A 16,652-nucleotide genomic window follows, 5' to 3' on the forward strand; every position below is an offset into this window, starting at 1 on the left:
CGAAAATGCTGTAAAGATACAATTGTATAGTGCAATCATTGCATATTGCTTGGTTGCGATTGTTGAACGAAAAATGAAATTGAATATGGAAATGTATGATTTGTTAAGAATTTTATCTGTCTCATTGTTGGACAGAACCCCTCTCGTAGATTTGCTCGGCAAAAGCGAACCTGCCGAGAAGTTACAAACTGTAAGAGAATTAAGTCTTAAATTTATTTAGTGGACACTAGTGATTACGTATATATACATGGTATCCCATTTTTTCGATAAGATCTAGCGAATACTTCAAATCATAAGCATTACTCTCACCCAATAAGTGATTAAATTCTTTAAACCTATAACTCTCTTCTCCATGTAACACAGATATTGGCCAAAAACCAGAACCATTAATAAATATTTTGATTAGATTTCTTTCTACAAATTTCTTTTCAGCTGCATCAACACCCTTTGTCTTAACAAACTCAAAGGGTAACCCCTCAAAAGAATTTCTTCCTTGATGAATTTCCGTGAAGCATCGTTCTAAGGCTACGGCTGGAACAAAATCAACCCCTATCTTAAAATTGTATAGTTGTTCATTTTCATTTATAATGATTAAACCAATAGCAGGAATGCCTTTATTCAAAGAACAATCTTTTACTATCACTTTATTGCCCGTTTCTTTCTGATATAGACTTAGTATTTTGCCAATTTCCGTTTCGGCAAAAAATGATAATGGTATAGTTGGTGGTGTATATTCATTCCAATATATCTCACTTATTACATAACGTTCAAAAATTTCACATAGTGCTTGAAGGATCGCTTCTTTTGGAGTATTTCCAGAAGCCATACCATTAGAACCTGTTAGCAATAGGGAAAATTCAATAGGTATTTCTATCACCGTTTTATTTTTCACATCATAGAAAGGAATGACCAAAGGCTTCGTTTTCGATGCATTCTGAGCTATATTAGCATTTAATTCATTAACAGAATTAAAGCCACACATACGAATGATTTCTTCCATGAAAGTCTTTGATATATCACTAAATGGTACATTTTTCTCTCTTTGATCATAAAGAAACCCCGATTTTTTTTCTTCTTTTTTTGCGACTTCAAAAATATTAAAAGTTTTATCCGTCAACATTTTCTTAGAATTAAGCAGTAAATGGTTCTCTAAGCGTTCCATAAACTCGGCATATCCACTTGCCAAAGAATATTCGAACGTACGTCCTTTGCCATTTGTTCCAATATTTAATTTTCCAAGTCCATCATTTCCTATTACTACACGACATGAGCTAAATTTGTCGTGTATCATATGTCGTTCCAAGAGTAAGATTCCAATATTGGAAAGAATTTTTCTGATTTTACTAACCGTATGAATCGGAGTAGTTGCCTTATATTGTTTCATTGAAATTAAAATTTAAGAAAAGAAAGCAAATCCATATATAAAATTATACACAGATTTGCTTAAATTTTAGTGCCCTAATGAATAAGTCCCAAGATTTAATTATCCTTAGGTGTGCAAATTATCTCTTCCAATGTACCACCATCGTAAGTTTTATCCACATCACTTTCATTCACACCACCTTCAATAATTTCCAACTCATTTGGAGTTAACTCTTGTGCTTTGAGCACCATTGATTTTGTTTTCATATTGTTACTATAATTAAATTAATGCCGAAACTATTTCCGACATTTTTTGCAAAAGTAATTTCATTTTTACAAATAAGAAATGATATTTAAAATGCATTTTGCAAAATCCATCTATTGTTTTACAAAAACAACAAAATCTAATTTAAAAGTTTTATCCAGCTTATTTTGTAAAACAAACTATGCATTTTGCAAAATAAACACCAACAACAATAAAATATATTATATATTTTTTTAGAAAGACAAAAAAATGTTTTATTTTTGCAGAAAATTAAGAATATATCCAAATGGACCATAATTATGTTATATTGTCAAATAGTAATGTTTTAGTGCGAATCACAGCATCTGACATCATGTATATATCATCAGATGGCAGTTATTCCACTATGGTATTAATTGATGGTCGTAAGCATATGTTTTCATTTAATCTTTCTTCTTTTGAGAAGCAATTAGAAACTCAGTTAGGCCTGGAATCCAAAACATTTATACGTCTAGGAAAGAGTCTAATTATAAATAGCATATACATATATAGTATAAATATACCTGCTCAAGAGCTAATTCTTTCTTGTTCATCAAATCCAGGTGAATTTGTACTCAATGCGTCTCGAGATGCTTTAAAATCATTAAAGTTGATGATAGAAACAATTTTAAAAACTAGGAGGTTATTATGAATAATAAGAATAACAATAACGACGTTTATTTCCTTGGTAATAAACGGCAAAAGACTTTAAGAAAATATATTATAACAGCATCATTTACTATAGTTTGTATGTCTATAATTCTATACTTTTGCACAACGAAATCAGATGTATCGTACAAGCAAGAATTACCGACAGTGGAAGCTTTACCACAAAAAGCTATATCACCAAAATTCGATGGTAAGTATGAATTCTCTAAGTTTTTAGAATGGGTCTCTAAAAATTTAACATATCCTACTGGTTATGAAACAAAAAAAGCTAAAGTTGTAGTATCGTTTGTCATAACAAATGAAGGTACTATAGATAATATAAAAATAATATCAGAACCTGAGCAAAAGGCTTTTGCCAAAGAAGTCGTACTGCTATTAAAAAAATGTCCAAAATGGACACCAGGAAAATTGGCAGATGGGACTCCTGTAAGCATAAGTTATATTTTGCCTGTAAATTTCAACAACATAAAACGCTTTGATTAAGTTATGAAAAATTCTTTTTCTAAATATTTTGTTTTATTATTAGCTTTTTTGCCGATTACTTGTATGGCAGAAAACAGCATAAGTTCTGAAAGATTAAAGCAAAAGGCAGATAGTTGCGTAAACGAATTTAATTATAATGAGGCCGTCTTATATTACAGCCAGTTATATAAGATCAAAGAGGATTTAATAGTCGCTCGTAAATTAGTTGATGCCCACAAACATATTGGACACTATAAAGAATGTATCTCCATATTAAGAACTTTCCCCACAGACAGTTTAAAATATGAAGATTTACGTTCATTGTTTTTTTCGTACCGTAATTTGGCAAATTCTGATTCATTACTATTTTATGGTGATAGTATTATAACATTGAATCCATATGACAGCGAAGTAGTTGTCTCATTAGCGACTTATTGCAACACTATAAATCATTTTTCCAAGACAATAGACATCTGCCAAAGGTATTTGCAAAAAGATTCTTTAAACATGCCTGTTTTGAGGCAATTTGGATATGCTTCTTATCTAACAGGAAATTACCAAGAAGCTTATAATTCTTATATGCAACTTCAAAAAAATGGTTTTGAGAATTACGAATCTTCGTTTATTATAGGGATTTCACTTGAAAACTTAGGAAAGAATAGTGAAGCCTACGATTATTTATTACAAGCAACAAAATTTAAAAACAACAAAGATTTCCCTTCTTTATACCATTTGGGGAAAATATGTATATCTATTGGATTAGGCACAGAAGGAGTTGATTTTTTGGAAAAAGCTATTAAATTACAAACTCCAGATAGCGTGATGCTCTCCACACTTTATAAGGGTGTTGCAGAAGGATATTTCTTAAGCCACAAATATAAAGAAGCAGCATTAGCTTTTGAGAATAGTTCACTCTATGAATCCAACAATCCGATTACATACTATAATATAGCCCAAATGTATGAAACAATAGGAATTGAAGATAAAGTAATACATTACTATACACTTTTTCTAAAATACTCAGAAAAACTTAAAGATAGTACAGAAAACAAGGAGATGGTTTCCGCAGCTAAACAGAAACTAAAAGAAAAAAGTCTAAGACTATAATTTATACTAATCCCTAGAGATATTAGTGAGCATTACTATTTCAATAGCTCAAATCGGCAATTAGAAATATAATAATCCATGGTCATGCGTGTCGTATTATAATGACCGATTTAGGATAAAAGTCGTAGGCGAATGTATAACACCGCTTACGCATACAGTTATTTTGATACCTTTGACTTATCTGTCATAGGTACTCACATTCGGAAAAACACAAATTTATTTGGTTTTTCTCTCGCTTATTCGTACCGCTGACCTGAAGGTCGAAGGTACTTCCGCTCGGAAGTACAAAAAGAAAAAGGTGTTTTTCTTTGGAATTTCACTCACTTAATCGTACCTCTGACCTGAAGGTCCAAGGTACTCACGTTCGAGAATCCAAAAAGAAATTTGGTATTTCTTTTTGTATTCTGCTCACTTAATCGTACCTTTGTGTGCGAAATCTATTAATCACATGGAAGAATATATCGTATCGGCAAGAAAATACCGCCCTGCCACATTCGATACCGTAGTGGGACAACAAGCACTGACCACTACGCTGAAGAATGCTGTGAAGAGCGGCAAACTGGCTCACGCCTACTTGTTTTGCGGTCCGAGAGGTGTAGGAAAGACTACCTGCGCACGTATCTTTGCCAAGGCTATCAACTGTCTCTCTCCCACGGAAGACGGGGAGGCATGCGGACACTGTGAAAGTTGCCAAGCCTTCAACGAGCAACGGTCGTTCAACATCTTCGAACTCGATGCCGCCTCCAACAACTCGGTAGAGCATATCAAGACACTCATGGAGCAAACCCGCATCCCACCGCAGGTTGGTAAATACAAGGTGTTTATCATCGACGAGGTGCACATGCTCTCTACCGCTGCCTTCAATGCTTTTCTAAAAACACTGGAAGAGCCACCGGCACATGTCATCTTTATCTTAGCAACCACCGAGAAGCATAAGATTCTGCCTACCATTCTCAGCCGTTGCCAAATCTACGACTTTGAGCGCATGACCGTGCAAAACACCATTGCTCATCTGAAATCGGTGGCTGAGAAAGAGGGCATACAATATGAAGAGCAGGCTCTGGAGGTGATAGCAGAAAAGGCTGATGGCGGTATGCGCGACGCACTCTCCATCTTCGACCAGGCTACATCATTCTGCCAAGGCAATATCACTTATCAGAAAGTGATAGAAGACTTGAACGTGCTTGACTCCGACTATTACTTCAAGATTATAGACTATTCCATCGAAAACAAAGTAAGCGAAATCATGTTGCTTGCCAACCAGATTATTGCCCATGGTTTCGATGGCGGGTTATTGATAGGGGGGCTTGCCAAACACGTGCGTAACGTGATGATGGCAAAAGACCCACAGACCCTGCCTTTGCTTGAGGCAAGCGAACAACAACGGGAGCGTCTGCAGCAACAGGCACAGCGTTGCGACTTGCGCTTCCTCTATAGTGCCCTGCGCCTGATGAACCAATGCGACATCAACTACCGACAGGCTTCCAACAAACGACTGCTGGTAGAACTGACGCTCATCGAGGTGGCTCAGCTGACTCAGCCCGCCGAGGGGGCTGGCAGTGGGCGTAGGCCCAGAAGACTGAAATCCCTGTTCAAATACTTGATACGGCAGTCGCAACCCACACAGCAGGCTCAACAGGTGGCCTCAGCTGCTACTGCCGCATCCACAGCATCGGCAGCAGGAAGAGTTTCACAGCAGACTTCTTCCGCTACGAATGTTGTACCCACTCCTAAGATTCTGCAACAGACGCAGACTGCCTCTCCCCAGCCCAGGCAGCAGGTGGCTACCTACAATACAGCAAACCGACCACGGCTGAAAACTGCCGTTGGCTTCTCATGGAACAATCTGCGCAAACAGTCGGACACCGACAAGGCTCCGATGACCGATGTCTTGGTCAACGAGCAAGCTGCAACAAGCGCCGCAACACAGGATCAAGCCGAATTCACCGAGGCCGACCTGACTCGCGAATGGATTGCCATGTGCAACCGCATGCCCCAGCAATACAGTGCCGTTGCCACTCGCATGAAGAACATGACACCGGTCATTAAAGAATTGCCACAGATAGAGGTGACGGTGGACAACCAGTTGGTCATGGAACAGATGCAGCAGATCAAAGGCAGTATTGTCAACACCTTGAAACTGCATCTGCAAAACAATAAGATTACGCTCAACATCGTTTTGGCAGAGTTCGACGAACAAGAGCGTTCTCTGACCCGTCGTGAGCAATACGAAGAAATGGAAAAAGATAATCCCGCAGTCAAGCAACTGCGGGACATGTTGAATCTTGAATTGGCCTAAGCATTATTTATCGCAAACGACTCAGGCCTCTAACTACTGACGCTAAGCAAATCGAGCAGGCAAGCACGACGTCCCAACAGGGACATCAGGCCTGCCTGTTTCGAATTATATCAACTGCATGCCCAGTGCCTTACACTCGGCGCGCATATCATCGGGCCATATCGAAGCCTGTATCTCACCGATATGTCCTTTATGAAGCAATACCATACACAAGCGACTCTGACCGATACCACCACCAATGCTCAATGGCAGTTCGCCCTGCAAGAGTTTGCGGTGGAAATAGAGTTGCTCGCGATCTTCCTTACCTTCCAGTTTCAACTGTCGCAACAAGGCTTCCTTATCCACACGGATACCCATTGACGACAACTCAAACGAACGACCCAATACAGGATACCAAATCAGAATATCACCATTGAGTCCCGGCAGTCCGTTCTCGCCCATTGTTGACCAGTCATCATAGTCTGGTGCACGTCCATCGTGTTTCTCTCCGTTAGAGAGTACGCCACCGATACCTATGATAAACACCGCACCGTATTTCTCACAGATAGCATCTTCGCGCTCTTTCGGCGACTTGTCTGGATACATCTGCAAGAGTTCTTCTGCATGGATAAAGGTAATCTTCTCAGGCAGGAAGGGCTTAATCTGATCGTAGGTCTCACAGGTGAGGTATTCCGTACGGCGAATAGCTGCATAGATGCGCTCTACCACATTTTTCAGATAAGCCACAGTGCGCTGTTCTGGAGTGATAACAGCCTCCCAGTCCCACTGATCGACATAGAGCGAATGTAGATTATCCAGTTCCTCATCGGCACGGATAGCATTCATATCGGTATAGATACCATATCCCGGCTCTATTTTGTATTCTGCCAGCGAAAGGCGTTTCCACTTAGCCAACGAATGAACAACTTCTGCCGTAGCATCGCCAAGATCCTTGATAGGAAACGAAACGGCACGCTCCACACCATTGAGGTCGTCGTTGATACCGAGTCCTTTCAAAACAAACAAAGGAGCTGTGACACGGCGGAGTCTTAATTCAGTAGATAGATTCTGCTGAAAGAACTCCTTGATAAGCTTGATACCCTGTTCGGTGTGTTTCACATCGAGCAGTGGCTGATATACTATAGGTTTAATAAGTCTGGTCATTTTTTATGCATTTTCTTTATTTCTTCTGCAAAGGTACTACTTTTATATTAAATTGCAAGCAAAAAGCCCAGATATTTTTACACAATGATACTATTTCCGTTATAATTAATGCATATTGACGACATATTGCCACAATGAACGGCATTCGAATTGACAAATGACAGGTATTTACATCATCCTATGCTAAGCCGTTGTGTTTCCGTCTGATTTGTCCCTTAACTTCTCTCTAACTTCCCTAACTTCCCTTAACTTCCCCACATGCGCAACTGAGGGAATTGATTGAAGTTAAAGAACGTTTTCGTTAAGCCAAATGAGCAGAATAAAGCTCGCTTTAATTCTGTCATGGCGAGAAAAGGTGCCATAAAATGGAAGTTATCACTCCCTACGGTCGTTCGGGAAGTTAAGAGACAATAGCCTTTTGCCGTAAGACGTCGGACATTTGTCCCTTAACTTCTCTCTAACTTCTCTCTAACTTCCCTAACTTCCCTAACTTCCCTTAACTTCCCTACATGCGCAACTGAGGGAATTGATTGAAGTTAAAGAACGTTTTCGTTAAGCCAAATGAGCAGAATAAAGCTCGCTTTAATTCTGTCATGGCGAGAAAAGGTGCCATAAAATGGAAGTTATCACTCCCTACGGTCGTTCGGGAAGTTAAGAGACAATAGCCTTTTGCCGTAAGACGTCGGACATTTGTCCCTTAACTTCTCTCTAACTTCTCTCTAACTTCTCTCTAACTTCTCTCTAACTTCCCTAACTTCCCTAACTTCCCCTAACTTCCCTTAACCTCCCCACATGCGAAAGTTCAGTCATTTAGTATTAATTGTCAGTTCTCCAGCTTTAAGTTTGTTGGCTTCGCCGCTCAACTGCAGTGCAGAGGAATGGCGTGAACTCTGGATGATCACCTGCGCCAGTCCATTGAATGCAGGAATGCTAAACTCATGGCAGTCGTTATGATGAGGATGGTCAGCGCCAAGATAAGACGGATCTCCATTTCCTACACCGAGTATTCTGCCATCACCTGCAAGTTTAAACGTCAGCATCGGACAAGCATCGGGCACTATACGTCCCTTAGCATCCTGCACTTCTACTGTGACAACAGCCACATCGCGTCCGTCTGCACTGATCGTCTGACGGTCTGTTTTCATCACAATCTTATAAGCCGGCTTGGTAGTTTCCACTTGCTTGGTAAGCATACGTTTACCATTCTTATAACCAATAGCCACAACCTTTCCGGGCTGATAAACAGCTTGCCATTTCAGGTGACCGTTCTTGGGCATGGTCTGGCGTCCCAGTTTCTTTCCATTCACTATCAGTTCCACTTCGTCGCAGTTGCTATACGCCCAAACCTCGACGGTTTCACCTTCATGTCCTTGCAGATTCCAGTGTGGGAATATATGCAACACAGGCTCGTCAGTCCATACAGATTTCAGATACCATGCCTCATCTTTCATGAAACCGCAATAGTCAAGGATACCAAACTCAGAATCATGGGCGGGATATTCCAGCGGATTAGGTTCGCCACGATAGTCAAATCCTGTCCAATAGAAAAGACCGGCAGCCCACGGGCGTTCATCATAGAATTTCCACCCGCGCTCTATCACGTTTTCCACGCCAGGTTTTGTTCCTCTGTTTATGCTAACCATGTGTCCGGGCTGTTCTTTTGATTCGAAATACACCCCACGGGTACCACAACCTGTTGTTTCCTCTGTGCCCACGATTTTCCAGTCAGGATTAGCTTTTTTTCTATTATCCACATCGTTTTGCACGATATAATTAAAGCCAACCACATCCAGTCCTTTAATCATCTCCGAACCTCCGGCATTGGCAATAGTAGAATGACGTGTAGGATCGAGCAGTCGGGTATATTCTCGCATGGCAGCAGCAATACGTGTGCCCTGTACGGAGTTTTCTATTCCCCACTCCTCATTACCATCACTCCACAGAATGACTGACGGATGGTTTCGGTCGCGCTTAATCATGTTCTCCAGCAAGCGCAAGTGTTCTGTGTTAATACCGGTCAAACGGTTTTCGTCGATGACCAACAGTCCCTCTCTATCACAAATATCGAGCAAGGCAGGTGTCATGGGGTTATGTGAAGCACGATAGGCATTACAGCCAAACTCCTTGAGCTTCTTGATGCGCCAAGCCTGCAAAGCATCGGGAATAGCAGCCCCTACCCCAGCATGATCCTGATGCATATTGACGCCCTTCAGTTTGATGGGTTTTCCATTAAGCATGAAACCCGATTGAGCATCAAACACCACTTCACGGATACCCGTTGTCGTTTCATAGACATCTGTCACTTCGCCATTCACCTTTACCGTAGTTTCCACCTTATATATATAAGGGTCGTCGGTTGACCACAGATGCGGATGGTCGAGAGCAATGGTCTGTTCGCAACCAAGGGTCTGTTTGGCGTTTAGACTAAGGTTTACGCTTTCAGCCTTTCCCACCAGTTTACCTTCTGCATCCAGCAGTCGTTGCTCTACACTGCATTGCTGCGATTCAAGCGAATGGTTGTTGACCTCAGTTTTCACATGAACCACCGCAGCATCATAGGGTTTCTTGATATCGGCAAACACGAAAGTGCCAAACGGTGCCACACTTACGGAAGCAGACTTCAACAGCCAAGCATCCCGATAGATACCTGCCCCTTCATAAAACCATCCTTCCTCTAATGTTGCGTCAGCACGCACACAGATGAGGTTCTCGCCTCCATAGTTGACATATTCTGTCACATCATACACCTGTGTAGCATAGCCACTCGGTTCCGTTCCCATATAAAATCCGTTGAACCACACTTGTGCGTTACGGAAGATGCCATCAAACTGAATGGCGATATGCTTTCCCAAGTCCTCCTTAGGAATACTGATAGTTTTACGATACCATCCTACACTTGTTTCTGGAAATTTATATCCTACAGTCTTATAACCATGCGAATGACTTGCATTCCGAGCATAAGACAGATTGGTCACCCAATCGTGAGGAATAGTGACAGACACCCAGGTGGAATCGTTGAATTTCTGAGCATACGGACCTTCGTTATGTATGGAATTTGCCTTCGTCAGATAGTTGAAATACTCAGTACCACAGCCAAAATCCTTGGCAGGGTCGGCAGCATTTCCAAAAGCAAACTTCCATCCTTCGTCTATGAGAATCTTCTCACGTACGTTGTCAGCCATGGCACCAGTCATCTGCATACTGGCGACAGCTAAGAGTAACCATTTTCTTATCTTCATTGTTTTTCGTCATTGATTGTTTCTATTTCTGATTATATCATTTTAGGGTGGGCTTTCACCCTTCGTTTTCTCGCCATGAAATGGAAGGATGAAATCCAATATTATTTTCTGCAAAGATAAGGAATTATTGGTAATGCTACGAATTGAAGACAATATAGTACGCAAAACTGCAAAATAATGCAAATAGTTATGGATAAACAACACCCTGTCATTTCAAAACATCGGTCATTAAAGTATTATACCGCCGATATTGTTGAACGTAGGTATAAATAGCTAAAAAAGAGCATGGCTTCTGATAAGTCATGCTCTTTAGTGATTCCGCAGGGATTCAAACCCTGGACCTTCAGAACCGGAATCTGACGCTCTATTCAGCTAAGCTACGGAACCAATGCGAGTGCAAAATTACTAAAAAGCGAGCGAACTACCAAATTTATCTGGTGGATTTCACCCTTCGTTTTCACTTCTGCCTATCCTTTTGACTACGGTGTATTATTTTTCCCCTCATACCAATCTTATTGGCTCAACAAAACAGCTCAAAACAAGTTCATCTGATAAAAAAGATGTTTCATAGCGTAAAAAGCAGGTGTTACGACTTGTAAATCTCAGAAAATCATGCTATATTTGCAAAATAATTACAACCGACGACAACATATAAACCATAAATATAGTAAGCTTATGAGAAAACATTTACTCCTACTCTTCGCCATGTGCTTTGTGCAACTGATGGCTTTTGCAGGACCACGCAGTTACCAACAAGCACTCAAAATTGCACAGCAACAAGCCGAGCGATTGGGCATCAGCATGGACGCCATGTCGCCCCAACCGAGAATGGTTCAAAAGACCAACGGAATCGATCCTGCCTACTATGTGATTGAAAACGGAACGAACAAGGGTTACACCATCGTCTCTGCAGACGACCGGTTGCCTGAGATTGTGGGTTATGCCAAGCAAGGCAACTACACCGAAGACACATTGCCTGAGGCATACGTCGAGTTCATCACCGCCTATCAGAAATTTGTTGAAGAGGTGAAAGCTGGCAATCCCCATGCCCTGCGCACAGCTGCCGAAGCTAAGGCGCTACGCGAATCTGCATCCTACACCCAACCTACCGTGGCTCCACTCTTGGGCAACATCCAATGGAACCAAGGCGACCCCTACAACCGCATGTGTCCCGAATACGACGGTGTCAACAAGGCTGTCACAGGATGTGTGGCAACTGCCATGGCGCAGGTGATGGGTTATTGGAAGTATCCCAGTCAACTACAAGCAGATATTCCTGGCTATACCACAGGTACTTATAACATCAACGTACCCGGCATCAACAAAGATACCGATGGCACCTACGACTGGGACAATATTCTGCCACAATACAACTCAGGAAATTTCAATGATGACCAAGCCAATGCCGTTGCCAAACTCATGTATCATTGTGGAGTAGCAGTACAGATGAACTATGGCCCATCATCTGGTGCTTTTGTCAATCCGGAACGTCTGTCTAAATATTTTGGTTATGACCAAGACTTCATGGCGCTTGTTTATCGCGAATCATTCTCCATGCAAGAATGGAATACGTTGATTGACAATGAACTCATAGCCAAAAGACCTGTTCTCTACAGCGGACAATCGTCAAGTGGTGGACACCAGTTTGTCTGCGATGGTTCTGACGGAAAAGGTCTGTACCACATCAATTGGGGATGGGGCGGCTATCAAGATGGTTATTTCGACATCACGATCCTCAATCCCGCGAAGGGCGGCATCGGTTCGGGTAATGCACCCGATGGTTATAACCAACGTAGCGATATGATTATAGGTATCATGCCCGATAATGGTCAAGAGGATATACCACTGGTAACACTCAAGCCGATATATGCCACGGGTATCAGTACTGATACTAAGATCACGATAACCCAAGACACACGAACAAGTGCTACCGACAACTTCAAAATTGAATTCTATAACTACTTCACCAACAGAGCTCCGAAAAAATTCTCTGGCTATTGCGGTTGGGGAATTAAAGCTGCTGACGGCAGTATGAAGCTGATTACTAACACAAGAATGGTTCAGAATCTCCAACAAAACTACTGGTTCCCCAATACCTATAAAATAGACTACGCTTTCCCTGTAGGTGTTACCACCATTTACCCTGTGTATAGTGAAGACAATATCACTTGGAAGGAAGCAGGATTGGAGAGCATGGGCTACTATACGGTAGAGGCTACAGAAACCAGCCTCAAGCAGTTATATCCTTTGACCGCCGAGGTAATCGTAGAAAGCGAATTGCTATCAGGCAAGAGCAATACCATTAAGTTGGATGTTAGCAACGCAACAGACAATGATGTATTCAGTATGCTCAGTGTCTATACCAGCACAGATCAGACCTGTCCTGAAGACGGTGTTAATGTCTATGTAAGCGTACCAGCTAAAGGCAAGTCAATACGTGAGGTGGCTATCCCAGTACCTGCTGAGGAATTCTACCTTTGGGTAAAAGATGTAAATTCTGGTACCGAACTGGTCAGTGCCAAGAAGTTTACTGCAACACCCTCTGGGATTCCACAACTCGAATTGGTACAAGTTGTAACCAATGCCAGCAATGAGTTTGAAACAGAGGATGCCTATTACAACAATGACAGAGTAAAAGCTCCAAAAGTGAAAGACGACAAGCTGGTGGTTCGGTACGATATCAAGAACAACGGCGGACTATCCTCTGGCACCTGGAATATTAGTGGTTTTAGTGCTAAAGAATTCACATGGGGTGGTACGAACTCAAACACGATTGTGTTCCCTGGTAACGGTACCATCACCCAACTGACAGCAACATACACACCAGATGCAGTAGGTTGCAAAACCATTTATGTACAACTTGACCGCATCAACGATTACGATAACACAGGCAGCATGGTAGAATATAAAGTCACCACATCACTACCAGATTGGCAACTCCCTATTATTGACATGCCTGGTTACGCTTACCAATTAGATCCTTCTGTTGTCGTAGCCTATGTGGCTGGCGCCGAAGGTGGCACGGGCATTGGCAAGGTGGATATCAGCAAAACCTATATCCGCGGTGACCATGGTCAAATCAACATCACGACAGACCGCAACAAGACTGTCAATATATACAAACTAAACGGACAGAAGGTGACTGAAGTTAAAGCAACAGCAGGACAACCTGTCAGCATTCCCGTTGCAGCAGGCATCTATGTGGTAGATGGCACGAAAGTTGCTGTGAAATAAGCATGGATATAGAACAAGGCATTTTTAACCGTACAGAGCGACTGGTGGGTGAAGACATCCTCCAGTCGCTTCAATCTAAACGTGTCATCGTCTTCGGTGTTGGCGGCGTGGGCAGTTGGTGTGTAGAAGCATTGGCGCGTTCTGGCGTACGCCATATCACCATTGTTGATTCTGACAAAGTGGCTATCAGCAATGTCAATCGTCAACTCATGGCTACTACAAAAACCGTGGGACGTGTCAAGGTGGATGCACTCAAAGAACATCTTCTCGACATCAACCCTCATGCAGATATCACTGCCCTGCAGATGATATTCGACGAAACGACTGCCGAGAGTTTCCATCTTGAGGACTACGACTATATAGTAGATGCTATCGACAGCCTTCGCGACAAACTGTTGCTCATCGAGTGTGCATGTCGCACCAAGGCAAAATTCTTCTCGTCGATGGGGGCTGCACTGAAGATGGACCCTACCAAGATAGAGGTGGCTGAGTTTTGGAAAGTCAAAGGTTGTCCGTTGGGAGCTGCCCTACGCCACAAATTCCGCAGTCTGAAACGGCGCCCTGCGCGTAAGTTTCTATGTGTGTTTAGTCAGGAGTTACTGCCCAACTTAGGTCCCGACAACTCCGTAGATGCTGCCTTTGCGCAAACCGGCACACAGGAAGGCAATCCCGAACTGGCACATCACGATTGGAATGCGCGGAAAGCGCAAATCAACGGATCGTTACTCCACATCACCGGCATATTCGGCTTTACCCTGGCGGGACTCATCCTCAAAGACATCTACAACAAAAACAAGGAATAATCACACTATCAAACTTGCCATCGGCAAACCGAAGATACAAAAAAAATAGTTTTCTGTTTTTTTCGACCACACGACCACAAACACGCATAACCTCATGACATTCAGGTTTTTGCTGGTGGTCGAAGCTTTTTCATCGACCACACATCGACCACAGAGAAACGATTGCAAAAAACCTGCTTACGATGCAAGTGAAAGTTCCTACTGTTTTACGTTTGTTTTACGTTAGCAGATAAGAACTGTTATACAATATTGCAGAAACTTTTATCAAACGTCGGATAATACCTTTATCCAATATTGGATAATACTCTTATCAAACATTGGAAAAGACTTATTTCAAACGTTGAAAAGACTTGTTTCCAACGTTTGACAACACTTTTGCCAAACGTTGGAAAACATTTTTGCCAAACGTTGGAAAACACTCTTACCAAACGTTGGGCAATACCTTTGCCAAAGGTTTGGAAATGTCTGACAATACGTATATTGGTCTGAAATGTAAAATTCAACAAATTTTGGCGGTGGTCGATGGGTGGTCGATAGAAACAGCTTCGACCACCACCTAAACTACTGTATGATAGCACGATGCACGCTTCGGTGGTCGAGTGGTCGAAATTTTCTGAAAACTAAAATTTTATGTGTGCCAAGGCAAAAGCTGCTACAAACGTGGAATGCATAGACAAAATCTACCGCAATAGAAGATTACCACACCCCAAGCGCATAGGCAGAACAGCTACAATTTAACCTAAAAAACTACATTATATTTGGCGGTTCGCCTAATTATTCGTAATTTCGCAGACAGAAACAATAGCAATAAGCAAATATGGATATAACAGAAAGATTCCTGAATTACGTGAAATTTGACACACAGTCGAGCGAAGAAAGCCAGACTGTGCCAAGTACAAGCAAACAACTGTTGTTTGCAGAATATCTGAAGAAAGAACTGGAACGCGAGGGGCTCAACGACGTGGAACTCGACGAGAAAGGTTATCTCTACGCCACGCTCAAGGGGAATATCAAAGAAGAGGTGCCCACCATCGGATTCATCTCACACTATGATACAAGCCCTGACTGCTCTGGTGCAGATATCAAACCACAAATTGTGCAAAACTATAATGGTACGGATATCCTGCTGTCGGAGGGTATCATATCCAGTCCGAAGAAATTTCCCGAACTGTTACAACACGTGGGCGAAGACCTCATTGTGACAGACGGACACACTCTGCTCGGTGCAGACGACAAGGCGGGTATTGCCGAAATCGTACAGGCCATGGTTTATCTGCAAGAACACAAAGAGATTAAGCACGGCAAGATCAGAGTGGCTTTCAACCCCGATGAAGAAATCGGTATGGGCGCCCATCACTTCGATGTAGAGAAGTTTGGATGCGAATGGGCATACACCATGGACGGTGGTGATGTGGGCGAATTGGAATTTGAAAACTTCAATGCCGCTTCTGCCAAAATCACAATCAAGGGAGTGAGCGTACACCCAGGATATGCAAAAGGCAAGATGATCAATGCCAATGCACTGGCTGCGGAGTTTGCCAAGATGTTGCCCGAAGACGAAACACCAGAAACCACCGAAGGCTATCAGGGCTTCTATCACCTGCTGGGCATTCAGTCGAATATAGAACTGGCAAAGCTGAACTATATCATTCGCGACCATGATCGCGAGAAGTTTGAAGACCGCAAACACTTCATCATGCAGTGTGCAGAGAAGATGAATGAAAAATACGGTGAGGGAACTGTAGAGGCTGTGGTTAGCGACCAGTATTACAACATGAAGGAGAAAATTGATCCACAGATGCACGTGATAGACCTCGTATTGCGTGCCATGCAAGATACTGGTGTGGCTCCAAAGGTCAGTCCGATACGCGGTGGTACCGACGGTGCACAGCTTTCGTTCAAAGGTCTGCCCTGCCCCAATATCTTCGCTGGTGGTGTGAATTTCCATGGACCATACGAGTTTGTATCAATACAGTCGATGGAGAAAGCCATGAATGTTATCGTGAAAATCTGCGAACTTACTGCTGGATATAACGACTAAGCATAAAGAT

Annotated in this window: 11 protein-coding genes, 1 tRNA gene and 1 pseudogene; 8 read left to right on the top strand and 5 right to left on the bottom strand. The window is 42.2% G+C overall.

What is annotated here, in order from left to right; genetic code table 11:
• Window positions 1-220: pseudogene (locus CIK96_RS13360) on the top strand (IS4 family transposase); the annotation flags it as partial.
• A gap of 6 nt (window positions 221-226) precedes the next feature.
• Here the strand turns inward: CIK96_RS13360 and CIK96_RS04920 are convergent.
• Both CIK96_RS04920 and CIK96_RS13205 read right to left on the bottom strand, forming a co-directional pair.
• Entirely contained in the window at window positions 227-1,384 is a 1,158-nt protein-coding gene (locus CIK96_RS04920) for a YcaO-like family protein (RefSeq protein WP_094439957.1), read from the bottom strand.
• Between the two features lie 95 nt (window positions 1,385-1,479).
• Window positions 1,480-1,629 carry a hypothetical protein gene (locus CIK96_RS13205; RefSeq protein ID WP_158214830.1) on the bottom strand — a complete coding sequence of 50 codons (150 nt, stop codon included), beginning with the start codon at window positions 1,627-1,629 and terminating at the stop codon, window positions 1,480-1,482.
• A 284-nt stretch (window positions 1,630-1,913) separates the two neighbouring features.
• Here CIK96_RS13205 and CIK96_RS04925 point away from each other — a divergent pair, with 284 nt between their 5' ends.
• From CIK96_RS04925 to CIK96_RS04940, 4 genes are all read left to right on the top strand, one after another.
• On the top strand, window positions 1,914-2,297 hold the full coding sequence (locus CIK96_RS04925) for a LytTR family transcriptional regulator DNA-binding domain-containing protein (RefSeq protein WP_094439958.1): 384 nt from the start codon (window positions 1,914-1,916) through the stop codon (window positions 2,295-2,297).
• Window positions 2,294-2,797, top strand: coding sequence for an energy transducer TonB (locus CIK96_RS04930; RefSeq protein ID WP_094439959.1), 504 nt, complete (start codon window positions 2,294-2,296; stop codon window positions 2,795-2,797). The genes CIK96_RS04925 and CIK96_RS04930 overlap by 4 nt, the downstream gene beginning before the upstream one ends.
• A gap of 3 nt (window positions 2,798-2,800) precedes the next feature.
• Window positions 2,801-3,883 carry a hypothetical protein gene (locus CIK96_RS04935; protein ID WP_144007409.1) on the top strand — a complete coding sequence of 361 codons (1,083 nt, stop codon included), beginning with the start codon at window positions 2,801-2,803 and terminating at the stop codon, window positions 3,881-3,883.
• A 448-nt stretch (window positions 3,884-4,331) separates the two neighbouring features.
• On the top strand, window positions 4,332-6,182 hold the full coding sequence (locus CIK96_RS04940; RefSeq protein WP_094439960.1) for a DNA polymerase III subunit gamma/tau: 1,851 nt from the start codon (window positions 4,332-4,334) through the stop codon (window positions 6,180-6,182).
• 105 nt (window positions 6,183-6,287) lie between these two features.
• On the opposite strand, the gene asnA is transcribed toward CIK96_RS04940, so the two are convergent.
• From asnA to CIK96_RS04955, 3 genes are all read right to left on the bottom strand, one after another.
• Window positions 6,288-7,325 (bottom strand): aspartate--ammonia ligase, encoded by a 1,038-nt coding sequence (gene asnA, locus CIK96_RS04945; protein WP_094390073.1) that lies wholly within the window; start codon window positions 7,323-7,325, stop codon window positions 6,288-6,290.
• A gap of 806 nt (window positions 7,326-8,131) precedes the next feature.
• Window positions 8,132-10,564 carry a beta-galactosidase GalA gene (gene galA, locus CIK96_RS04950; RefSeq protein WP_254047080.1) on the bottom strand — a complete coding sequence of 811 codons (2,433 nt, stop codon included), beginning with the start codon at window positions 10,562-10,564 and terminating at the stop codon, window positions 8,132-8,134.
• Between the two features lie 313 nt (window positions 10,565-10,877).
• Window positions 10,878-10,951, bottom strand: a tRNA-Arg gene (locus CIK96_RS04955).
• A gap of 288 nt (window positions 10,952-11,239) precedes the next feature.
• Between CIK96_RS04955 and CIK96_RS04960 the strand changes: the two genes are divergently transcribed.
• The 3 genes from CIK96_RS04960 (at window position 11,240) to pepT (ending at window position 16,642) form a co-directional block, all read left to right on the top strand.
• Window positions 11,240-13,798 (top strand): C10 family peptidase, encoded by a 2,559-nt coding sequence (locus tag CIK96_RS04960; protein ID WP_158214831.1) that lies wholly within the window; start codon window positions 11,240-11,242, stop codon window positions 13,796-13,798.
• A 2-nt stretch (window positions 13,799-13,800) separates the two neighbouring features.
• Window positions 13,801-14,601, top strand: coding sequence for a ThiF family adenylyltransferase (locus CIK96_RS04965; protein ID WP_094439963.1), 801 nt, complete (start codon window positions 13,801-13,803; stop codon window positions 14,599-14,601).
• Window positions 14,602-15,418: 817 nt separating this feature from the next.
• Complete coding sequence (gene pepT / locus CIK96_RS04970) at window positions 15,419-16,642, top strand: peptidase T (RefSeq protein WP_094439964.1); 1,224 nt, start codon at window positions 15,419-15,421, stop codon at window positions 16,640-16,642.
• Window positions 16,643-16,652: the final 10 nt, after the last annotated feature.

It is taken from the genome of Prevotella sp. P4-98 (assembly GCF_002251405.1).
Taxonomy (GTDB): domain Bacteria; phylum Bacteroidota; class Bacteroidia; order Bacteroidales; family Bacteroidaceae; genus Prevotella.

Excerpts from the sequence above, each read along its gene's own strand:
- galA (WP_254047080.1), bottom strand. The coding sequence starts at position 10,564 with ATGAAGATAAGAAAATGGTTACTCTTAGCTGTCGCCAGTATGCAGATG.
- CIK96_RS04930 (WP_094439959.1), top strand. The coding sequence starts at position 2,294 with ATGAATAATAAGAATAACAATAACGACGTTTATTTCCTTGGTAATAAA.
- asnA (WP_094390073.1), bottom strand. The coding sequence starts at position 7,325 with ATGACCAGACTTATTAAACCTATAGTATATCAGCCACTGCTCGATGTG.
- CIK96_RS04940 (WP_094439960.1), top strand. The coding sequence starts at position 4,332 with ATGGAAGAATATATCGTATCGGCAAGAAAATACCGCCCTGCCACATTC.
- CIK96_RS04935 (WP_144007409.1), top strand. The coding sequence starts at position 2,801 with ATGAAAAATTCTTTTTCTAAATATTTTGTTTTATTATTAGCTTTTTTG.
- pepT (WP_094439964.1), top strand. The coding sequence starts at position 15,419 with ATGGATATAACAGAAAGATTCCTGAATTACGTGAAATTTGACACACAG.
- CIK96_RS04965 (WP_094439963.1), top strand. The coding sequence starts at position 13,801 with ATGGATATAGAACAAGGCATTTTTAACCGTACAGAGCGACTGGTGGGT.
- CIK96_RS13205 (WP_158214830.1), bottom strand. The coding sequence starts at position 1,629 with ATGAAAACAAAATCAATGGTGCTCAAAGCACAAGAGTTAACTCCAAAT.
- CIK96_RS04925 (WP_094439958.1), top strand. The coding sequence starts at position 1,914 with ATGGACCATAATTATGTTATATTGTCAAATAGTAATGTTTTAGTGCGA.
- CIK96_RS04960 (WP_158214831.1), top strand. The coding sequence starts at position 11,240 with ATGAGAAAACATTTACTCCTACTCTTCGCCATGTGCTTTGTGCAACTG.
- CIK96_RS04920 (WP_094439957.1), bottom strand. The coding sequence starts at position 1,384 with ATGAAACAATATAAGGCAACTACTCCGATTCATACGGTTAGTAAAATC.